Here is a 19,717-nt window from a genome sequence, read left to right as displayed (position 1 = left end):
CGGGCCACAAGATTTACGCTCGCCGCTGCCCTCTCTTCGTACCGGGGTTTTGGAAGGATGACATCGTATGAACAAGACGCTACTATCACTTTGTGTTGCCCTAGTCTCGCTCAGTTTCACCTTCGCGCCCTACCGGACGGCTACCGACCGGGCCGTTAGCCACGGCGATCTTCGCCCCTACCTGCTGCCCGTCCTGACGGACACCCTGCCGCCCCTCGAGGACCGCCGCCGCGACTTCATCACCGACCCGAACCGTAACCCCGTCGACCTCCGCGACCCCGCCGGCGTGGAAAAGACCGTGGAGTACGACCCCGCCACCGGCAACTACATCGTACGCGAACGCCTGGGGCAGATCGACTTTCGCCCGCCCACCTACCTGACCTTCGACGAGTACCTCGACTACCGTCGGCAGGAAGACCAGCGGCGCTACTTCAACAACCTGGCCGGCGTGGGCAACCCCGAGGACTTCGTCAGCATCGGCGACCCCCTGGCCGACATCGAGCTCGACCCCGACCTCATCAACAACCTTTTCGGCGGCACCGAGATCAGCATCCAGCCGCAGGGTAGCGTGGACCTGAGTTTCGGTCTCAACTACCAGTACCAGGACAACCCCTTCATCGTGGAGCGCTTTCGGCGCAATACCATATTCGATTTCGATATGGACATCCAGATGAACGTCACCGGTCAGATCGGCGACAAGCTCAAGCTGAATACGAACTACAACACCGGCGCCAACTTCAACTTCGACAACCAGATCAAGCTCGATTACAACAGCGAGGCCTTCGGTGAGGACGACATCATCCGCAAGATCGAGGCCGGCGACGTGAGCCTGCCGCTGCGCGGTACCCTGATCGAGGGCGCCCAGTCGCTTTTCGGCCTAAAGACGGAGCTCCAGTTCGGTCATCTGCGCCTGACGGCCATCGCCAGCCAGCAACGGTCGCAGCGGGAGAAGCTCACCATAGAGGGGGGCAGCCAGCTGCAGGAATTTTCGGTTTACGCCGACGAATACGACGAGAACCGTCACTTCTTCCTAAGTCATTACAACCGCGAGGTCTACGAGGAGGCCCTCAGCAACCTGCCCCAGATCAAGACCCTCTTCGCGCTCGAGAATATCGAGGTGTGGATCACCAACGACCGCAACGAAGTACTGGACGTGCGCGACATCGTGGCCTTCGCCGACCTCGGAGAACCCAACCGCCTCACGAACCCCCGGGCGGTAGGTCAGTTTCCCACCCCTCGCTACCAGGAGATCTGCGACGGTCGCGCCCTGCCCGAAAACGGCGCCAACGACCTCTACAGCCGCCTGGTGGCCCAGGAGGAGAACCTGCGCGACATCGACCGTACGGTTCCGGTGCTGCAGTCGGCCCTGTTTGGCCTGGAGCAGATCCGGGACTTCGAGAAGGTCTCGGCCCGGAAGCTCGATCCCCGCGAGTACACGGTGAACCCCGAGCTCGGCTTCATCTCGCTGAACATCAACGTGCAGCCCGATCAGGTAGTGGCGGTTTCTTACCGCTACAAGTACAACGGCGAGATCTTCAAGGTGGGTGAGCTCTCGGTCAACACCGACAACACGAGCTCCGACACCACCAATTTCTCCAACCAGGTACTCATCACCAAGCTGCTGAAATCCTCGACCCAGCGGGTCACCGAGCCGGCCTGGGACCTGATGATGAAGAACGTCTACTCCATCGGCGCCTACCAGGTCAACCAGGAGGACTTCCGGCTCGACGTGCAGTATGAGAACCCCGGCTTCGGCTTCCAGCGCTTCCTGCCCGTCCCCGTGGACAACCCCACCGACGGCGGCTTCAACCCCATCCCCGGCCTGCCGCTCATCCGGGCCTTCAACCTTGACCGGTTAAATACGCAGGGCGATCCCCAGGCCGACGGCGTGTTCGACTTCGTGCCCGGCATCACCATCAATCCGCAGACGGGCCGCATCTATTTCCCCGTACTTGAGCCCTTCGGCAGCGACCTGGGCGACCTGCTGCTGCCCGAGGACGCGCCCCGCTTCGTCTACCAGGAGCTCTACGACTCCACCCTGTTCCAGGCGCGGGAGTTCCCCGAAAAGAACCGCTTCGCTATCCGCGGCTCCTACAAATCGACCGTACAGAGCGAGATCAGCCTGGGGGCCTTCAACATTCCCCCCGGCTCGGTGCGGGTGACCGCCGGCGGTGCCCTGCTGGTGGAGGGCCGCGACTATACTGTGGACTACAGCACCGGACGCGTGCGTATCCTGAACGACGCCATTCTCAGTTCCGGCGTACCGATCGACGTGAGCTTCGAGGACAATACGATCTTCAGCCTGCAGACGAAAACCATGCTCGGTTTGCGCGCCGACTACGAGGTCAACGACAACCTGGCCATCGGCGGCACCTTCATGCAGCTCTTCGAGCGGCCCTTCACGCAGAAGGTAAACATCGGGGAGGACCCCATCAACAACCGCATCTACGGCTTCGACGCCACCTTCAACCGGCCCTCCGGCTGGCTGACCCGGACGCTCGACAAGCTCCCCTTCTTCAGCACCAATGCCCCCTCCAACGTAAGCCTGACGGCGGAGACGGCTATCCTGGATCCCGGTCACAGCAAGGCGATCAATCTCAGCCGGAAGGAAAAGGGCGGCATCGTGTACCTCGACGACTTCGAGGGCACGGCCAGCCCCATCGACCTCATGACGCCGGTGCAGAAGTGGTACCTCGCCTCCGTGCCCCAGAACGACGCCAACAACAACAATAACCTGTTTCCCGAGGCAGACCAGTTTGGACTGGTCACCGGTGCCAACCGCGCGAGCCTGAACTGGTACCGGATCGACCAGAGCTCCCGCAACGCCGTCGACAACGGCAACGTCTATACCAGCATCGTGCCCCAGCAGGAGGTGTTTCCGAACTTCAGCGTCGACTTTTCGCGGCGGCAACTTTTCCAGTTCTTCACCTTCGACCTGTCCTTCTACCCGAACGAGCGCGGCCCCTATAACTTCGATACGCCGCAGGGCTACCCGGGGCTGACGGCCGGTGCGCTGGCCGACCAGGGCGACCCGCTCGTCCCGGTCAAGCTGCTCGACCCCGCCAGCCGGTGGGGCGGCATTATGCGGGAGATGACCACCACCGACTTCCAGTCCTCCAACATCGAGTTCGTGGAGTTCTGGATGCTCTCGCCCTTCCTAGATCCGCAAAACGGCAACCAGGCCGCCCTCGACGCCTCCGACAAGCAGGGAACCCTCTATTTCAACCTCGGTAACGTGAGCGAGGATATCCTCCGCGACGGCCGCAAGTTCTTCGAGAACGGCCTGCCCACCGAGGTGAACCCCCGCCGGCCGGTCGACGAGACGGTCTGGGGCCGCGTGCCCGTCGCCCAGCAGATCACCCAGGGTTTCGACAACCAGCCTAGAAGCCGGGAGCAGCAAGATGTGGGCCTCGACGGGCTCGACGACGACCGTGAACGCGTTCAGTTCGCCGACTACCTCAACCTCTTCAGCGGGCAGGCCCGGGAACGACTGGCCGAGGACGTTTCCAACGACAACTTCTACTACTTCAACGACGAGGCGCGCTACCCGGAGGATGAGAGCCTCCTGACCCGCTACAAGGGCTGGAACAACACCCAGGGTAACTCTGCCGCCAACAACAACACCAACAACAACCTCCGGCAGTCGGCCACCAACCTGCCCGATGACGAAGACCTGAACCAGGACAACACCCTCAACGAGTCGGAGAGTTACTTCCAGTACGAGATTCCCCTGGTGCAGTCGTCCACGAACCCGCGCGAGCTCGACATGGAGGCTACCCCCTTCATCACGGACCGTATCGAGGACGTTTCCTCCCCCGACCGGCCCAACGCGGGCAATACCGGCCGCATCTGGTACCGCTTCCGGATCCCGCTGAATACCGACGAAAAGACGGCCGTAGGGGGTATCCAGGATTTCCGCTCGATCCGCTTCATGCGGATGTACCTGCGCGATTTCCAGGCACCGGTGACGCTCCGCTTTGCCGAGTTCGAGCTTGTCCGCAACAGCTGGCGCCGCTACAACCGGCCCTTCCAGACCGGTCCCATCATCGGCGGGGAAGACGATACCGAGTTCTTCGTCGACGCCGTCAACATCGAGGAGAACAGCCGCCGGCAGCCCTTCAACTACGTGCTGCCCAACGGTATCCGCCGCGAACAGAGCCTGGGCCTGGTATCGACCCTGCAGAACGAGCAATCCCTGTCGCTGAAGGTCCGCAACCTGCAGCCCAGCGATAGCCGCGCGGTCTTCAAGTACACCGAAACGGACCTGCGCCTGTACGAGCAACTCAAGATGTTCGTCCACGCCGAAGCCACCGGCGAAAGCCGCATCGAACGGCCGGAGAACGGCGAGCTGCGCCTCTTCCTCCGGATGGGCTCCGATTTCGAGCAGAACTACTACGAATACGAGGTGCCGCTGGCGCTGTCGGATACCGTGGGACTGGCCGGCCTCAACCCCGACGGGGCGGCCTACGCCGATTCCGTCTGGCTGCCGCAGAACGAGGTGCAACTCCCCCTGGAACTGCTCCGCAACCTGAAGCTCGAGCGCAACAACAGCAGCGTCAGCACCGAAGCCACCTACGAGCAGACCTACTCGCCCGGCGACGGCATCAACCATACCCTGCGCATCCGCGGTAACCCGAACCTCGGCTTCGTTAAGGTCTTCATGATCGGCGTCCGGAACCAGGAGGACCTGGACAACGACGCCATCAGCGCGGAGGTGTGGGTCAACGAACTCCGCCTGGAGGGGCTCGACGAGCGCGGCGGCGTGGCGGCGATCGCCCGCGCCGACGTACAGCTGGCCGATCTGGGCAACCTGACCGCGGCGGTCAACTACAGCAGTATCGGCTTCGGCGCGCTAGACAACAGCGTCGTGGAGCGTAACCGCTTCAAGACCGCCGGCTACGACGTGGCCACTACCCTGAGCTTCAACCGCTTCCTGCCCACCCGCTGGGGCGTCAACCTGCCGGTCTACCTGCAGCACAGCCAGCAGATCAGCACGCCGGAGTATGATCCCTACGACTACGACATCCCCCTGCAGGACAAGCTCCGCGCCGCCGAGACGACCGAGATCCGCGATAGTATCCGCGAGCAGGCCCAGGAGATCGACCGGATTACGGCCGTGAACCTCAACAACATCAGCATTGCCCCCCAGACGCGGCGGGAGAAGCCCAGTCCGCTGGACCCCGCCAACTTCTCCGTGAGCTACGGCTACACCAAGAACGAACACAGCGACCCCTACATCTCCTCGGAGGTGGTCAACGACCACACGGGGGCCCTGGACTATACCTTCAGCCGGGCCAACCCGACCAGCTTCGAGCCCTTCAAGGGGCTGGAGAGCAAATACCTGCGACTGCTGAAGGAATTCAACGTGAACCCGCTGCCGAATACCATCAGCGTCACCAACGTGATCAACCGCACCTTCGCCACCACGAGCTACCGCTTTGCCGGAGTGGACGAGCAATTCAATACCTTCTATAACAAGCGCTTCATCTGGAACCGGAGCTACGACCTGCAGTGGAACCTCACGCGGAGCCTCCGCCTGGGCTTCAACGCCAACATGAATACGACGATCGACGAGGTCAACGAGAATAGTATTCTGGGACTGTCCGACGCCGAACGCAAGGATGTCCGCCGCGACAGCATTTGGCAGAGCCTGCAGAACGGCGGTCGCCCCAAGCAGTACAACCACACCATTAACGCCAGCTACCAGCTGCCGCTGCGCTACCTGCCCTTCCTCGACTTTGTCGACGTGCGCGCCCAGTACCTCGGGCAATACGCCTGGGCGGCCTCGCCCCTCCTGATCCAGGAGGAGGGCCTCGGTAACCTCGTGCAGAACAGCCAGCAACGGCAGCTCACGGCCGACCTGAACTTCGAGCGCTTCTACGACCAGATCCCCCTGCTGCGGGCCGCCAACCAGGCCGGCCGCCAGCGGAATACGCGGCGCCCCGCCCGACCGAACGACCCCGCTAACGAAGCATCGGGCAGCAAGACCTCCAATGCCCTGCTGCGCCCCCTGCTGGCGGTGCGCCGGGCCCGCTTCACCTACAGCGAGGACTTCACCACCGTGATTCCCGGCTTCCTACCGGAACCGGCCCTGTTCGGCCTGAGCAACAACTTCTCTACGCCGGGCTGGGACTTCGTGGCCGGCCTGCAACCCCGCATCCGTACCCTGCCGGTCGAGCAGCGGCAGACCGAGGCCGACTACCTAAATAATCTGGCCACCGGCGGCTACATCAGTACCAATCCCTACCTGAGCCAGGACGTCATCCAGAACTACACCAAGCAGTGGGACGCCAACGCCATCATCGAGCCCTTTGCCGACTTCCGGCTCGAGCTGACCATGGACCGCAGCTTTACGGAAAACTATACCGAAACCTTTAAGGTGCTCGAAAAGGGACCCGACGTACCCTTCACCCACAGTGTGCCGGTACGCGACGGCTCCCTCACCTTCAGTAACGGGGGTGCCCTGAGCCTCTTCAACCAGGATACGACGAACCTCAACAACCTGTTCGCCACCTTCGAGGCCAACCGGCGCATCATCAGTCAGCGGCGCGGCGGCGGCACGCCCCACGCCGACCCCGACCTGGCGGCCCAGGGCTACTCCTTCGGCTACGGCCCCAACCAGCAGGACGTGCTGCTGCCGGCTTTCCTGGCAGCCTACCGCGAGGAAGACCCGAACACCATAAGCCTCGATCCCTTCGATGCTACCGGCGCGCCGAACTGGCGACTGACGTGGAACGGCCTCGACCGGGTGGGCGATCTCGGCAACATTTTCCGGCGGGTAAACATCACCCACGGCTTCCAGTCCACCTTCACGATCTCGAGCTACGGTACGAGCCTCGACTATCTCGACGCCGTGGAGCGGCAGCTCAATCCGCAGCTGGAGGGCTACGATACCGTTTCGCTCAACTTCTTCCCGCGCATCGAGATCCCGAACCTGAGCGAGGCCAAATCTTTTGCCCCCCTGCTGAGCATCGACGCCGAGCTGGTCAACGGCCTGTCGGTCAACTTCGCCTACACGACCAACGAGACGCGCAGCATCAACGTGGTCAGTAAGCTGCTATCGGAGAGCGTAGGCAAGCAGATCGTCGGCGGCTTCGGTATCGTGCTGCAGGACGTCCAGATCGGCTTCCTGCAGGGACGGCAACGCACCCGCGAGCCCGCCACCCCGAATCCCGCCAACGGCGGACGGCCCGGCGGCGGCAACAGCCGCAGCGGCGGGCGCCTCAACGTCAGCGACCTGGACATCCAGTTCAACTTCAGCTTGCGCGACGAGAAAGCCTACGCCAGCCGCCTGCTGCCCCCCACCCGGGAAATCATCGAGGGAGCGCGCATCTTCGCCATTGCCCCCTCCGTGGAGTACCAGCTCAACCAGCGGCTGAGCCTGCGGGGTTTCTTCGATTACCGTAAAACGACCCCCTTTAACCCGCTCGGATTCCCCCAGACGACGGCCAGCGGCGGCGTTGTCGTGCGCTTCCAATTGAACTAGAAGGCCCCTTCAGTAGTACGCTTATACGGCAAGTCCCCGTCACGTCGGGTACCGCCCTACCAAACCTACTGATCTTACCCGCAATCATGAGCACTCCCCAATTTTACCCCCTACGCGTCTCCCGGATGCAACCGGAAACCGAGCAGGCGGTAAGTGTGTACTTCGAGCTTCCCCAGGCGGACCATACCGCCTTCAACTACCGTGCCGGCCAGTACCTGACCCTCAAGTTCATCATCGACGGAAAGGAGGAACGCCGTGCCTATAGCATGTGCTCCGCCCCCCACCAGGACGAGCTGGCCGTGACCGTAAAAAAGGTCGAGGGCGGCGTGGTGAGCAACTACATTGCCGACCGCCTCAAGCCCGGAGATACGGTGGAGGTGATGCCCCCCATGGGCCGCTTCCTGGCCGAAACCGACCCCGCCGCCCGCCGGCGCTACTACCTGTTCGGGGCCGGCAGCGGTATCACGCCGCTCATGTCCATCCTGCGCTCCGTCCTCGAACAGGAGCCTAAGTCGGAGGTGATCCTGCTATACGGCAACCGCGATGAGGACAATATCATCTTCCACGATCAACTGCAGGAGCTGGAAAAGAAGTACAGCGGGCAACTCACCGTGGAGCACACCCTGTCTCAACCCAAAAAGTACGCCACGGGTGGCCTGAAGGGACTCTTCAAGCGCAGCCATACCAAGTGGGAAGGCCCCAAAGGGCGCATCGACCGTAAGGCCCTGGTAGACTTCCTCCGCCGCTACCCGGCCGGGGGCCAGGAGTGCCGCTACTACGTCTGCGGACCCGGCCGGATGATCGATAACGTGGAAGCCGCCCTGCTGGGCCACGGGATCGACGAAAAGCACATTCACGTGGAGCGCTTCGTTTCCGCCAGCAACAACAGCGGCGAGGCCCGCACCAAGAGCGAAGGTGGCACCGTGAACGTGAAGCTGTCCAAGGACCTGATCACCATCGACCTCGAACCCGGACAGACGATCCTCGACGGACTGCTGCAGGCCGGCCATACGCCGCCGTACAGTTGCCTGGCCGGCGCGTGCTCCACCTGCATGGCCCGCGTGGAGAAGGGCGGGGTGAAGATGGACGTGTGCTACGCCCTCGACGATTCCGAAGTGGAAGAAGGATACGTCCTGACCTGCCAGTCCCACCCCGTCACGCCGGAGGTGGACATCGACTTCAACGTGTAGGGCAGTTGGCCCGCCGGCGGGTGCGGCGTACACCCGAAAACCGGAAAATGTACCGGTACCGGGTAACAAATTACCCGTGAACCGGATACATGGCTAGGACACTGTATCTTACAACACGCTTTCTTTCTGCTTCATGGCTACCCACCCATCGCTGCGCTACTTGCTGGTAATCGTCTGCGTGCTTTTTGCACGGGTCGGTCACGGACAGGAGCGCCTGGGCGCGGAGGGGGTGCGGGAGCGCGACCCCGTACTTTCCGCAAACGGTAACGTACTGTTCTTTACGCGACCCGACCACGTACGAAACCAGGGGACCGACGATCAGGCAGACATCTGGCTGCGACAGCGTCGCCCCGAAGGCAGCTGGGGGCGGGCGCTTAATCCCGGTTCCCCGGTCAACTCCTTCGGAGGCGACCGGCCGCTGGGCTGTAGCCTCGACGGCAACCGGCTGGCGGTGCTGCGCACCGCACCGGTCAACCGCATCGATCTGATGGAACGTGAGGGGCGCAGCTGGCGCAAGGTCGAGAGCTGGCCCCTGCCCCCGGAAGCCGGCGACCCCGAGGAGCTCGCCTTCAACGCCAACGGGCAGGAACTGATCTACAGCTATGCGCCCACCGAAGGAGGGGTGCGTGACCTTTACCTGCGCCGGGCCATCACCGGCGGTACCTGGGAGGCCCCCCGGCCGCTGGAATTCGTCAACGGACCCGGCAACGAATCCAAGCCACAACTCGGCGCCGACGGCCGCACCCTGTATTTCCGCCGCGACGGCGGGCAGTGGTACCGGCAGACCGACCGCGGAGTAGCGCCGCAGGTCGTCGATCTCCCCCGCCGCTTCCTGCAGCTGGCGGTCACCGATGAGGGTCTGGTAGCCACGACCGACGACCTGGGCCGCGACGAGCGGCTGCTTTCCCCCGGACTGCCCCCGGCCGTACTCTGCCCGCCGGGGCAGATCAGCTCCGGTGTACTCGGTAACCCGCCGGCCGCGGGACGCGCCACGGTGGACGTGCCGCTCAGTTCCGGCCGGACGCTCCCCGTACGCCCCGATGTACTGCAGCGCTACGCGGTCGTGGTCCGCGCGGGAGAAGTGGCCTTTCCGGAGAGTGCAATTCCGCCGGTCGATCAAAGCCGGCCCGCGGGGAGTCTGGCCAGCCTGCGGGAGATCGCGCGCGAGGACCGGGAAGAATCCCTCCGCGACGCCCTGGCCGCCCGGCAGCGGGAACTGGCCCGCATGGATCAGCTGCGCCAGCTGGACTACACCAACCGCGCCGTGGGCAACTACGGCATGGGACCGGATACCCTGCCCCCCACCGATACGACGGGCGCCTTCCAGGGTAAGTACGCCCGGGAACTCGCGGAACTCGAACGCATGAAGGCTAAATTCCGCCGCCAACAGGAACAAAGGATACGGGTACGGGAGCAGGCCGACTTCGTAGACCTGGAATGGGAAGACTCGACCACCACCGGTATGGATACCGCCGCACGCGTGGATACGGAAGACCTGCAGGCCCGAGTACGCTCCGATCTCTACCCCGACCAGCGCCCGTCCGCCACGGCGCGCCGGCCCTGGGAGAACGACGTGCGGCCCGAGCCTGCCCCGACCCAGACTACCGCTACCGATGACGAATACGCCCGCCAGTTACGGGAGCTCGAAGCGCTCCGAGCCCAACTACGGCAGTTGAACGGTACGGCCCCCGAATCCGCCCGGCCCGCAAACAGCGGACTTACGGGCAAATCCCCCGCACCCGCGAGCGCGCCTACAACTCCGCGAAGCTCGGCGGCCGGAGTCACCTTCATTCCCCGGACGGCCTACCCCGACGCCGCCGGCTACGACGCGCTGGATCTACTGGCCGAGCGCGTACGTCGTGCCGCGGAAATAGTGGAAGTCAGGGTGCATACCAGCGGCGACCTGTCGCCGCGCGAGGCACAATTGCTGAGTGAGGAGCGGGCTACCGCCATCCGCGACTACCTGGCCAGGGCGGGAGTGAGCGTCGCGAACTTTAGCGTGGTGGGGTACGGTAACCACGAGCCCGAAGGCGGGGAGCGGGTAGAGGTGGTGGAGTAACTCGCTACAGTTCGATGATCTTCCCCGAGTCGGCGATCTGAAAACGCCGGGCGGTACTCGCGCTGGCCTGGTAGTCAAATTTCTTGCCCTGGCCCTGGCCGCTGACCTGGTAGATCATCAGCGCCTCGGTAATCGCCGCCGTAGTCTGCGTGAGCTCCTCTCCATCGTAACTCGTGCCCGCCAGGATGACCCGGTCGATAATCTCTTCCGTTTTCGGATTGAGGGTCACCAGGGTGTAGTGGTACTGGGCCAGGTCGGCCCGCCAGTATATTAGCCCGACGTAGTTGTCCGCCTCGGGCAGTCGCAGACAGGCTACGAACTCCGTAAATTCTTCGTTGACGACGGTAGGTTCCAGCGGGACCAGGAACTGATCGACCATTCGCGAGGGCAGGGGGGGCGTCTCTTTACTGATGCGGCGGACGGTATCCTCCCCGAGGGTGATCGGGAGGGGCAATTCGGGAAACTGCTCTACGAAATGGGAGAAACGGATGCGGGGCGTGTCGGACATAGGTTCGGGCTGTAGCTAGGGTATACACGCGCCTGACGGCCATGGTTGAGCGGTCAGACGGCGGGGCGATCGATCACCAGCGCCAGGGTCTTCCAGCGGATGCAGCTGCCGCGGCGGTCCATGGGTTCTTCTAGCCAGAGGGGGTCGGTCAGGTCCGCCAGTTGCCAGCCGGTAGTGAGCAGGTGATCGAGCAGGCGAACGGGGGGATGGTACTTCTCCCACTGTTCCCGCTTCAGGAAATTAAGAGGAGAAACACAGAGCAACCGGCCGCCGGGCTTAATAACGCGCCGCCACTCGGCAAACGCCCGGAAGGGATCGGGGATGCGGTCGATGAGGAAGGTACTGAACAGCACATCCAGGGAAGCATCCGGAAAGGGTAGGGCAGCGGCGTCGGCCAGGGCGAAGTGCAGGTTGGGCAGGCGTTTACCGGAGAAGGTGTCGTGGCCGTATCCGTAGCGCAGGAGATTGGCGGATACGGTCTCCCCCAGGTTCCAGTAGTCCCTGGCCTGCCGAAGCATCTGGTAGCTGAAGTCGAGTCCGTAGCAGTCCCAGGCCGGGTGGGCGGTGGCCAGGTCCCCGATGAGCCGGCCCACGCTGCAGCCGACATCGGCGATCGCGGCCGCGGGCGAATCGGGCAGCCACCGGCCCAGGTAATCGGCCAGCGGCTGGAGGGGATAACCGCCGTGGGCTTCGTCGGCGAGGTGCAGGGCGGTCTGCCGCGCAACGAGCTCGTCGTAGCGTTCGTAGACGTCCTGACGGACCTCCTCTTCGGTCTTGTCGTAATACAGGGGAATGCCGCGGCGCTTGGCCGGCGGCGGGGGAAGCAGGGTGCCGAAAGCGGTCACGCCTAGGCACTGAAGGAGGTCCCGCAGCCGCAGGTTTCCTTGGCGTTGGGGTTGTTGAAGGTAAAGCCACGGTTCTCGAGGCCGGTGGCCCAGTCGATCTCCATGCCGAGGAGGTAAAGGGCGTGGCCGGGCTTCATGAGCACGAGCTCGTCGCCCACCGTAAACTGCTGGTCATCGTCTTCGGGCAGGTCAAAGCCGAGCTGGTACTCGAAGCCCGAACATCCGCCGCCCCGCACGCCGATGCGCAGGTGGTGCTGCGCGTCGACCCCCAGGTCGTTACGCAGGCGCTTGAGCTGCTCCATGGCGGACGGCGTAATGGAAATGGGGGAGGTTTTGGTGGTTGACTTAACTTCGGCGCTCATAACGATCAATTACTTTACTGGGCAACTAACAACGGCATTCGCCGCATGGTTGCCCGCCAACCCTAGCCCGTGGCGATGCTCAACTTTCTTTTGTGGACGGTACCGGTCCTCCTCTGCCTGGCCCTCGTCTGGCTGCTCGGTGGCGTTCTTACCCGTTTCCGTGAGGCGGTGACCGCCCTGGAGCGTAAGGTGGCGGCACCCGCCGCACCGGTGTCCGAACCGGTCGATCCCGTAGCGCTGCGCCTGCAGGCCTGTGAGCGCTTTACCCTCATGCTGGAGCGCATCGCCGTACCCAATTTGCTCCTGCGCCTGCCCCCGGACGACGAGACGCCCGTCCGGGAATACCGCGCCGAACTGCTGCTGGCCATCCGGCAGGAAGTGGAATACAACATCACCCAACAGATCTACGTGAGCGATTCCCTCTGGTCCATCATCACCCAGACGCGGGATAACGTCAGCCTCCAGATCGCGCGCGCCTCGGAGGAGGCCACCTCCGCCCGGCAGGTGGCGGAGCGGCTGCGGATGATCAGCGGACAGCAGACGGAAAATCCCGTGGCCCTCGCCCAGGGGGCGATCCGGCGGGAGGCGGCCTCGGTACTTACTACCTGATTCCCAGGCTTACGAATTCCGCATCGTCGTCGAGGATGAGCCCGTCCTGCCGCCGGCAACAGAGCGCGCTCGCCCGCGGAGTTACGAAGGTGCTGAGCTGATACCGCAGCTTCCCCCCATCGGTGGCGAAGGGTGCCAGCTCCTGGTACACCACGGGCTGCTCCCCGTAGTCCCCGCTACGCGCCGCGTCGGAGCGGCGGCCGTCCAGGCTGACCATGAGATTTTCCCCGTTGCGCCCGAAGACCGGCTTGCGCACGTAGCCGCGCCGCGGGTCGGGCAGGTCGGCCGGGTCAAAGGCCGTGGGCAGCAGCAGGGGGTGACCGGGGTGGTCCTGCCACGCGAAGGCCAGCAGGGCCTTTGATTGGAGAAGCATCGTCCAGGCCGGGTTGAGCACCCGCACGTACTGCTCGGTGATCATCTCCTCCAGCATTTCCCAGAGGGCCGATTCCTCGTGGGCGATCCAGTCCCAGGGGAAGAACTTGGTCAGGTAGTAGTAGCGTACGGTCTTGCCCGGTCGCGGGTCGGCTACCAGCCCGCCGTCGGGGTCGAAGGTGACTTCCGGCAGGGAAGCGGTGTGCACCTGCTTCCACCCTGCGGCCCGCGCCCGGTCGGCGAGGAAGCCCACGGTGAGTTCATCTTCCGGGTACCCCAGGTGGGCGAACAGGCCGTGGGTGCCCTTGCGGACCGCGCCGATTTCGCGCAGCCGCGCCTCCAGGCCGGCGATCAGGTTATTGGGGGCCGCTTTCTTTACCCCGTTTTGCCGCAGCACCTCGGGTTGCAGCAGGCCGGTTTCGGCCAGGAGGCTGCAGGTATCGGCGTTGAACTCCAGGATGCGGGGAGGCAGGCCCTCCAGCCCACCGGCGAGGTCGAAGCGGCCGAAGAGAAAGTCGTCCCAGGCATTTTCGACCGACCACTCCAGCAGGGGACGGCACCAGGCGGGAGTCCCGAGCCGGGCCAGCCGGGCGGGGTCGGCCAGGCAGCGGCGGGCGGTATCGCGCAGCAGGGAGTAGGCGGTATCGCCGGCGGCCAGTGCCGCGTCGGCCTCGCGGGGCTCCAGCAGCAGGATCTCGTCGGCCAGGTAATCGTGGTTCTCCCCGGTTGTGAAGTAGTCCAGGCCCTGCTTGCGGGCGTAGCGTTCCGGCCGCTGCGGGGCGTCGATCAGTCGCCTATCCACCGAAGGAACGCGTTGAGGTGCCACTGCTACGCCCGAAGCCGCTGCGGGCGCGGGAAGTGCGGGAGAGGCTGCTGCCCGCCGTGCCGGTAGCGCGCTGGTAGGCCGCCTGGTTAGTGTAGGCGCTGGCAGCGGGGGTACGGCCCATGCGGTTGAGCATAATGAAGCCCCAGTAGCCCAATCCGGCGGAATGGAACGGCCGCCGCACGCGGGAGCTGTCCGGCTCCGTTTGCTCGATGGCCTTCACCTCCGCGAGCGTAAAGGTGTCACGGTCCCCGCTCATCCGGTCGACGATCACCCGGCTATCGCTGATCTGGTCCACGGGGCGCTCGTCGGCGATCCTGAATTCGGTGGGGGCTACCTCACGCACGGTGGTGACGACGCCCTGGCCGGGCTCGCTTTCGCCGCTGCAGCGCAGCAGGCCGAGACCGAGGCCGGCCGTTACGGTAAGGAAGAGGAGGGGGCGGGTAGGGCGCATAGGGCAAGGCTTAAATCCCTAAGGTACTATTTCGCTTACCTTCACGGGACCCGAAGCCCCCGTCCCCCTTGTCCCTCCCCCGTACCGAGAAGTTGCTGCTCATCGTCGCCGTCTTTCTGGCCGGGCTATGCTCCATCGTTTACGAGTTGCTCATCAGTACGACAAGCGCCTATTTTCTGGGCGACAGCGTCCGGCAATTTTCCCTCACCATCGGTATCTATATGTTCGCCATGGGCGTGGGCTCCTTCCTCACCCGCTACGTGGAGGGGCGCGAACTGGAGGCCTTCGTACGCGCGGAGGTACTGCTGGGGCTGCTGGGCGGGCTGTCGGTACCGCTGCTGTACTTCCTCTTCCGTTTCCAGACCAACGACCAGTACCAGTGGACGATGCTCGCCATCGTCTTCGCCATCGGCTGCCTCACGGGCGTCGAGATCCCCCTGCTGGCCCGGGTCATGAAGACCTACTTCCCGCTCCGGGAAAATCTTGCCAACGTGCTCGGCTTCGATTACCTCGGTGCCCTGGGGGCCACGCTGTTGTTTCCCTTTCTGCTGTTGCCCTTCGTAGGGCTCTACAGTTCCAGCCTCATCTTTGGCGGGGTAAACCTGCTGCTCGGGGCGGGGGTGTGCTGGTTCTTCCGGGCCCAGCTTTCCGCCCGGCGGCGACGCAGCGTGTACCTGTGGACGGGCGGTGGCCTGCTCCTGTTCGCCTTTCTGCTGGCGCGCGCCGAGCCCTTCCTCCACGCCTGGGAGGCCGCCGCCTATCCCCACCGGGTGATTTACGAGGAAGATAGTCCCTACCAGCACATCGTGCTGACGCAAAACCGCGATGACCTCCGCCTGTACCTCGACCGCGTCATCCAGTTCTCTTCCCGCGACGAGTACCGCTACCACGAGGCGTTGGCGCGCCTGCCCGCCGCCCAGGTACCCGGATTTTCGCGGGCCCTTATTCTGGGTGGGGGAGAAGGACTGCTGGCCCGGGAACTGCTCGACTATCCGAGTCTGCAGTCGCTCACCATCGTGGATCTCGACGAGCGGGTATTCGACCTCGGCCGTCGTCACCCCCGCATCCGCCAACTCAACCGGGAGGCCCTGGCCGACCCCCGGACCCGTACGGTCGTGGAGGATGCCGCGGTCTTCCTCCGCAACGATACCGCCCGCTACGACCTTATCCTGGCCGACCTACCCGATCCCGCTACCGAGAGCGTGGCCCGCCTATACAGCACGTGGTTCTACGGATTGGTGCGCGCCCGCCTGCAACCCGCGGGCGTATTCGCCACCCAGGCAACGAGCCCCTACCACACCCGCACGGCGTACTGGAGCATCTTCCATACGCTGGCCGCGTCGGGCTTTGGCGAGCTGGTGCCCTACCACGTACCGGTGCCCAGCTTTGGGGAGTGGGGCTTCGTACTGGCGGCCAATGCCGGTCATTCCCTGCGCGCGGGCGGCCGCTTTCTCGGCGCGGACGCAGGTGCAACGAAGTTCCTGGAAGCCGCTTTGCTGCCGGCCCTGTTCACCTTTCCCTCCGATATGACCGATCCGGGCGGGGTGGCCGTCAACCGGCTGGACCGGCCCGTCCTGCTGCAGTATTTCCTGGATGAGTGGTCCGACTGGCAACGCGAAACCGTTCAGTGATGGTGGACTACCTCGGCATCCATATTCTCTTAGAGCTGCACGGCTGTCCCCCGGAGCGCCTGCGGCGCCCGGTCGACAGCGAACGCATCCTGCTTGCCGCCGCGGCGGCTATGCGCGCGCGGGTGGTGGAGTCGCGGTTCCACGCCTTTTCACCTCACGGAGTCAGCGGCGTAGTGGTTATCGCGGAAAGCCACCTGACTGTCCATACCTGGCCGGAGCACGGCTACGCAGCCGTGGACGTCTTTAGCTGCGGCCAGCTGGATTTGGAAGCCGGACTCGCCATCCTGCAGGAGGGTTACGCGGCTACCGATGCCCAACAGCGGAGATTTGGCCGCGGCCGGGTACCGACACCACCCCAGTAAAATGCTGCCTCCGGCAGCGGTAGTAAGATGCTGCCTCCGGCAGCGCAGTCCAATGCGCTCTATGAGCGCGCGGGAGAATCCCCTGCTTTTCCGATCAACGCGGCCACCCGGCACGTCAGACAGATTCCTTACTCAAACTTTGCCGCCAACTCCCGATCCAGTTGCCGCAGCGTAGCCAGTGGCTGGGCGGCGAGGTCGCGGCGCTTCAGGTACAGGTTGATCAACGGATAGATCAGCGCGGCGCGCGCCAGCACGTACAGCAGCGGAAAGAGCGAATTCGCGAACGGAATAAAGCCCACCCAGCCGTTTTCCACGGTGAGGTAGGGGAAGGGCGGGCTTGGCAGATCGGCAAGGAGGTACTCCAGGATGATGCCAAGGGTATACAAGGCGAAGAGCAGGTAAAGGACGGCCAATCGTTCCAGGACAAGGAAGCGCGGCGCCAGCAGCAGGAGCAATCCGGTAAGGGCAGCAGCAATAACATGTTCCGGGCCGTCGGTTCCGGAGAGTATCCCGAGCGCTACCACGGCGGCCAGAGCTAGGTTACCCAGAGCGGTGTAGCGCAAACCGGAGCGCGCATCGCGGTAGTCCTCGAGGGCGTAAACGGTACGGTTGCGGCGGCGCTGCTCGGCCAGTTCACGTTCGGAAGGCATAGGGCTAAACTAAAAAACGCACCCGGTGGGGACCGGATGCGTCATGGGTTGCTCCTAGAAGCGGTGTGATCTTAAACGGCGAAGCTTTCGCCGCAACCACACTCGCGCGTGGCGTTGGGGTTGTTGAAGGCGAAGCCTTTGCCGTTGAGGCCACCACTGAATTCGAGGGTGGAATTGCAGAGGTAGAGAAAGGACTTGAGGTCGCAAACTACCGTCTCGCCGTTATCCTCGAACACCTGATCCTTCGGCTGGAGCTCGTTATCGAAATCCAGCTGGTAAGACAGGCCCGAACACCCACCACTGGTGATGGATACCCGGAGGAAGTAATCTTCCGGAAGGCTCTTGGCTTCACGAATTTCGCGCAGCCGCTCCTTCGCGGTGTCGCCTACGAAAAGCATGGGATATAAGTTTAGTGGGAAGCGGCGATTGACTCAGCAGTCTGTACGCCGTTCTTGGTCTGGTAATCCTTGATGGCGCCCTTAATGGCGTCCTCGGCGAGTACCGAACAGTGGATCTTCACGGGCGGCAGAGCCAGTTCTTCCACGATAGCCATGTTATCGATGGCCAGGGCTTCATCTACAGTCTTGCCCTTCAGCCATTCTGTAGCCAGGCTGGAGCTTGCGATCGCGGAACCGCAGCCGAAGGTCTTGAACTTAGCTTCGGTGATCTTCTTCGTGATGGGGTCGACCTCGATCTGGAGCCGCATGACGTCACCACACTCGGGCGCGCCTACGAGGCCGGTGCCTACGTTGTTGCTGCCTTTGTCGAGGGTGCCTACGTTACGGGGATTCTTGAAATGGTCGAGAAGCTTTTCGCTGTATGCCATGGTCTTATAGTTTACTGGTGTGTACGGGAAGGTGCTTAAATATAACGCGGGAGCGTCGGAAAAAGTTAAGCTTTAGCAAGTAGCGGTCAGCCAGTAGGAAGTAGTGCCGTAAGCTACTGCCCCTACTAGCTGCTAACTACAAGCTAATTAATGTTCCGACCACTCGATGGCATCGATGTCGATACCTTCCTTGTACATCTCCCAGATGGGGCTGAGGTCGCGCATATGGTTGACGCCTTCGGCTACCTTGGCGATGGTCTCATCGATGTCTTCCTCGGTGGTGAAGCGGCCGAGGCTGAAGCGGAGGCTGGAGTGTGCCAAGTCGTCACCGAGGCCCAGGGCCACCAGCACATAGCTGGGCTCGAGGCTGGCGGAGGTACAGGCCGATCCGGAGGACACGGCGATGTTCTGGTTGAAGGTCATCATGAGGCCCTCGCCCTCGACGTGCTTGAAGCTGATGTTGGTGACGTGGGGCATACGGTTGTCCTGGTCGCCGTTCACGTAAGCTTCCTCCAGCATGCCGGTCAGGGCGCTCTGGAGCTTGTCGCGAAGTTTGCTCAGGCGCTCAGCGTCCTGGGCCATCTCGGCCTTGGCGATTTCGGCGGCTTTGCCGAAACCGACAATGCCGGGCACGTTCAGGGTGCCGGAGCGCATGCCGCGCTCGTGGCCGCCGCCGTCCATTTGGCTGGTCACCTTGACGCGGGGGTTCTTGCGGTTGACGAAGAGCGCGCCTACGCCCTTGGGACCGTACATCTTATGGCTGGTGAAGGCCATGAGGTGAACGCCAACGGCTTTCGGGTCGACCGGGATCTTGCCCACGGCTTGGGTAGCATCGGACATGAACAGTACGCCGTGCTTGGCGCAGATGTCGCCGATGCCCTTCATATCTTGGATCACGCCGGTCTCGTTGTTGGCCCACATGATGGAAACCAGGACGGTCTTGTCGGTGATCGCATTCTCGAGGTCTTCAAGGCTGATGCGGCCCTGACGGTCTACGTTGAGGTAAGTAACCTTACCCCCCATCTTTTCGATCTTGCCACAGGCATCGAGGACGGCCTTGTGCTCGGTCTTGGCGGTGATGATATGATTGCCCTTGCGCTGATACATCTCAAAGACGCCCTTGATAGCCAGGTTATCCGACTCGGTGGCGCCGCTGGTGAAAATGATCTCACGCTCATCTACGTTCACCAGGTCCGCGATCTGTTTGCGGGCGGTATCGACGGCCTGCTCCGCGGCCCATCCGAAGGGGTGGTTGCGGCTGGCGGCATTGCCGGGGTTATCGTAGAAAAAGGGAATCATGGCCTCCACAACCCGGGGATCGGTGGGGGTGGTGGCGTTGTTGTCGAGGTAAATAAGGCGCTGGCCCATAGGTATATATCTTAGATCTTTATCGAATCGCTCCATGCTAACACCTGGGGTAAGGTTTGGTTGCCCGTTGGATGGTTGCTTGGGTTGTTGCGGTCGCGGGTGGTGCATCCGCCCCTCGCTTCGCTCGGGTAGGCCCGCCAATTAAACTCATCATTCCAATCGTAACGCCGGA

15 protein-coding genes are annotated in these 19,717 nt (G+C 63.4%); 6 read left to right on the top strand and 9 right to left on the bottom strand.

The genetic code is table 11. The annotated features are described in order from the left end of the window. Nucleotides 1-67 precede the first annotated feature (67 nt). The 3 genes from sprA (at nt 68) to DQG19_RS10285 (ending at nt 10,735) form a co-directional block, all read left to right on the top strand. A complete protein-coding gene (sprA, locus tag DQG19_RS10295; RefSeq protein ID WP_116126178.1) occupies nt 68-7,486 on the top strand; it encodes a cell surface protein SprA in 7,419 nt (2,472 codons plus the stop codon). 86 nt (nt 7,487-7,572) lie between these two features. Next, the gene (locus DQG19_RS10290) at nt 7,573-8,676 is read left to right on the top strand and encodes a ferredoxin--NADP reductase (RefSeq protein WP_116126177.1); all 1,104 of its coding nucleotides are present in this window, start codon (nt 7,573-7,575) and stop codon (nt 8,674-8,676) included. Nucleotides 8,677-8,809: 133 nt separating this feature from the next. Further along, nucleotides 8,810-10,735 carry an OmpA family protein gene (locus tag DQG19_RS10285; protein WP_116126176.1) on the top strand — a complete coding sequence of 642 codons (1,926 nt, stop codon included), beginning with the start codon at nt 8,810-8,812 and terminating at the stop codon, nt 10,733-10,735. Between the two features lie 4 nt (nt 10,736-10,739). Here DQG19_RS10285 and DQG19_RS10280 read toward each other — a convergent pair whose 3' ends face one another. Genes DQG19_RS10280 through DQG19_RS10270 form a run of 3 tightly spaced genes read right to left on the bottom strand, consistent with a single transcriptional unit; the run spans nt 10,740 to nt 12,450 of the window. Next, nucleotides 10,740-11,243, bottom strand: coding sequence for a hypothetical protein (locus DQG19_RS10280; RefSeq protein WP_116126175.1), 504 nt, complete (start codon nt 11,241-11,243; stop codon nt 10,740-10,742). Between the two features lie 53 nt (nt 11,244-11,296). Further along, entirely contained in the window at nt 11,297-12,088 is a 792-nt protein-coding gene (locus tag DQG19_RS10275; RefSeq protein WP_157974441.1) for a class I SAM-dependent methyltransferase, read from the bottom strand. Nucleotides 12,089-12,090: 2 nt separating this feature from the next. After that, the gene (locus DQG19_RS10270; protein ID WP_116126173.1) at nt 12,091-12,450 is read right to left on the bottom strand and encodes a HesB/IscA family protein; all 360 of its coding nucleotides are present in this window, start codon (nt 12,448-12,450) and stop codon (nt 12,091-12,093) included. A gap of 75 nt (nt 12,451-12,525) precedes the next feature. Between DQG19_RS10270 and DQG19_RS10265 the strand changes: the two genes are divergently transcribed. Then, the gene (locus DQG19_RS10265; RefSeq protein WP_116126172.1) at nt 12,526-13,059 is read left to right on the top strand and encodes a hypothetical protein; all 534 of its coding nucleotides are present in this window, start codon (nt 12,526-12,528) and stop codon (nt 13,057-13,059) included. Here the strand turns inward: DQG19_RS10265 and DQG19_RS10260 are convergent. Both DQG19_RS10260 and DQG19_RS20855 read right to left on the bottom strand, forming a co-directional pair. Further along, the gene (locus tag DQG19_RS10260; RefSeq protein ID WP_157974440.1) at nt 13,052-14,233 is read right to left on the bottom strand and encodes a glutathionylspermidine synthase family protein; all 1,182 of its coding nucleotides are present in this window, start codon (nt 14,231-14,233) and stop codon (nt 13,052-13,054) included. The two genes, DQG19_RS10265 and DQG19_RS10260, sit on opposite strands and share 8 nt — an antisense overlap. After that, the gene (locus DQG19_RS20855; protein ID WP_157974439.1) at nt 14,226-14,708 is read right to left on the bottom strand and encodes a hypothetical protein; all 483 of its coding nucleotides are present in this window, start codon (nt 14,706-14,708) and stop codon (nt 14,226-14,228) included. Before DQG19_RS20855 ends, DQG19_RS10260 begins: the two co-directional genes overlap by 8 nt. A 68-nt stretch (nt 14,709-14,776) precedes the next feature. Between DQG19_RS20855 and DQG19_RS10255 the strand changes: the two genes are divergently transcribed. Further along, nucleotides 14,777-16,339 carry a polyamine aminopropyltransferase gene (locus DQG19_RS10255; protein WP_232826482.1) on the top strand — a complete coding sequence of 521 codons (1,563 nt, stop codon included), beginning with the start codon at nt 14,777-14,779 and terminating at the stop codon, nt 16,337-16,339. Further along, nucleotides 16,339-16,701, top strand: a complete 363-nt coding sequence (gene speD / locus DQG19_RS10250; RefSeq protein WP_116126169.1) for an adenosylmethionine decarboxylase — start codon at nt 16,339-16,341, stop codon at nt 16,699-16,701. Before DQG19_RS10255 ends, speD begins: the two co-directional genes overlap by 1 nt. A gap of 128 nt (nt 16,702-16,829) precedes the next feature. On the opposite strand, the gene DQG19_RS10245 is transcribed toward speD, so the two are convergent. The 4 genes from DQG19_RS10245 to DQG19_RS10230 form a co-directional block, all read right to left on the bottom strand. Continuing rightward, nucleotides 16,830-17,351 (bottom strand): hypothetical protein, encoded by a 522-nt coding sequence (locus DQG19_RS10245; protein ID WP_116126168.1) that lies wholly within the window; start codon nt 17,349-17,351, stop codon nt 16,830-16,832. A 71-nt stretch (nt 17,352-17,422) separates the two neighbouring features. Next, nucleotides 17,423-17,749: a HesB/IscA family protein gene (locus DQG19_RS10240; RefSeq protein ID WP_116126167.1), complete on the bottom strand. Its 327-nt coding sequence runs from the start codon at nt 17,747-17,749 to the stop codon at nt 17,423-17,425. 11 nt (nt 17,750-17,760) lie between these two features. Then, the gene (gene iscU, locus DQG19_RS10235; RefSeq protein WP_116126166.1) at nt 17,761-18,177 is read right to left on the bottom strand and encodes a Fe-S cluster assembly scaffold IscU; all 417 of its coding nucleotides are present in this window, start codon (nt 18,175-18,177) and stop codon (nt 17,761-17,763) included. A 147-nt stretch (nt 18,178-18,324) separates the two neighbouring features. Further along, nucleotides 18,325-19,545 carry an IscS subfamily cysteine desulfurase gene (locus DQG19_RS10230; RefSeq protein WP_116126165.1) on the bottom strand — a complete coding sequence of 407 codons (1,221 nt, stop codon included), beginning with the start codon at nt 19,543-19,545 and terminating at the stop codon, nt 18,325-18,327. Between the last annotated feature and the right edge of the window lie 172 nt (nt 19,546-19,717).

The organism is Lewinella sp. IMCC34183, assembly GCF_003390915.1.
In the GTDB taxonomy this organism is placed as follows: domain Bacteria; phylum Bacteroidota; class Bacteroidia; order Chitinophagales; family Saprospiraceae; genus Neolewinella.
Note: the sequence above shows the minus strand (reverse complement) of the source record. Positions and strands in the feature narration are given on the sequence as shown.

What these genes read in the sequence shown, in the direction of transcription:
- DQG19_RS10240 (WP_116126167.1), bottom strand. Translation starts at nt 17,749, where the DNA reads ATGCTTTTCGTAGGCGACACCGCGAAGGAGCGGCTGCGCGAAATTCGT.
- DQG19_RS10280 (WP_116126175.1), bottom strand. Translation starts at nt 11,243, where the DNA reads ATGTCCGACACGCCCCGCATCCGTTTCTCCCATTTCGTAGAGCAGTTT.
- DQG19_RS10265 (WP_116126172.1), top strand. Translation starts at nt 12,526, where the DNA reads ATGCTCAACTTTCTTTTGTGGACGGTACCGGTCCTCCTCTGCCTGGCC.
- iscU (WP_116126166.1), bottom strand. Translation starts at nt 18,177, where the DNA reads ATGGCATACAGCGAAAAGCTTCTCGACCATTTCAAGAATCCCCGTAAC.
- DQG19_RS10245 (WP_116126168.1), bottom strand. Translation starts at nt 17,351, where the DNA reads ATGCCTTCCGAACGTGAACTGGCCGAGCAGCGCCGCCGCAACCGTACC.
- DQG19_RS10290 (WP_116126177.1), top strand. Translation starts at nt 7,573, where the DNA reads ATGAGCACTCCCCAATTTTACCCCCTACGCGTCTCCCGGATGCAACCG.
- sprA (WP_116126178.1), top strand. Translation starts at nt 68, where the DNA reads ATGAACAAGACGCTACTATCACTTTGTGTTGCCCTAGTCTCGCTCAGT.
- DQG19_RS10230 (WP_116126165.1), bottom strand. Translation starts at nt 19,545, where the DNA reads ATGGGCCAGCGCCTTATTTACCTCGACAACAACGCCACCACCCCCACC.
- DQG19_RS20855 (WP_157974439.1), bottom strand. Translation starts at nt 14,708, where the DNA reads ATGCGCCCTACCCGCCCCCTCCTCTTCCTTACCGTAACGGCCGGCCTC.
- DQG19_RS10285 (WP_116126176.1), top strand. Translation starts at nt 8,810, where the DNA reads ATGGCTACCCACCCATCGCTGCGCTACTTGCTGGTAATCGTCTGCGTG.
- speD (WP_116126169.1), top strand. Translation starts at nt 16,339, where the DNA reads ATGGTGGACTACCTCGGCATCCATATTCTCTTAGAGCTGCACGGCTGT.
- DQG19_RS10270 (WP_116126173.1), bottom strand. Translation starts at nt 12,450, where the DNA reads ATGAGCGCCGAAGTTAAGTCAACCACCAAAACCTCCCCCATTTCCATT.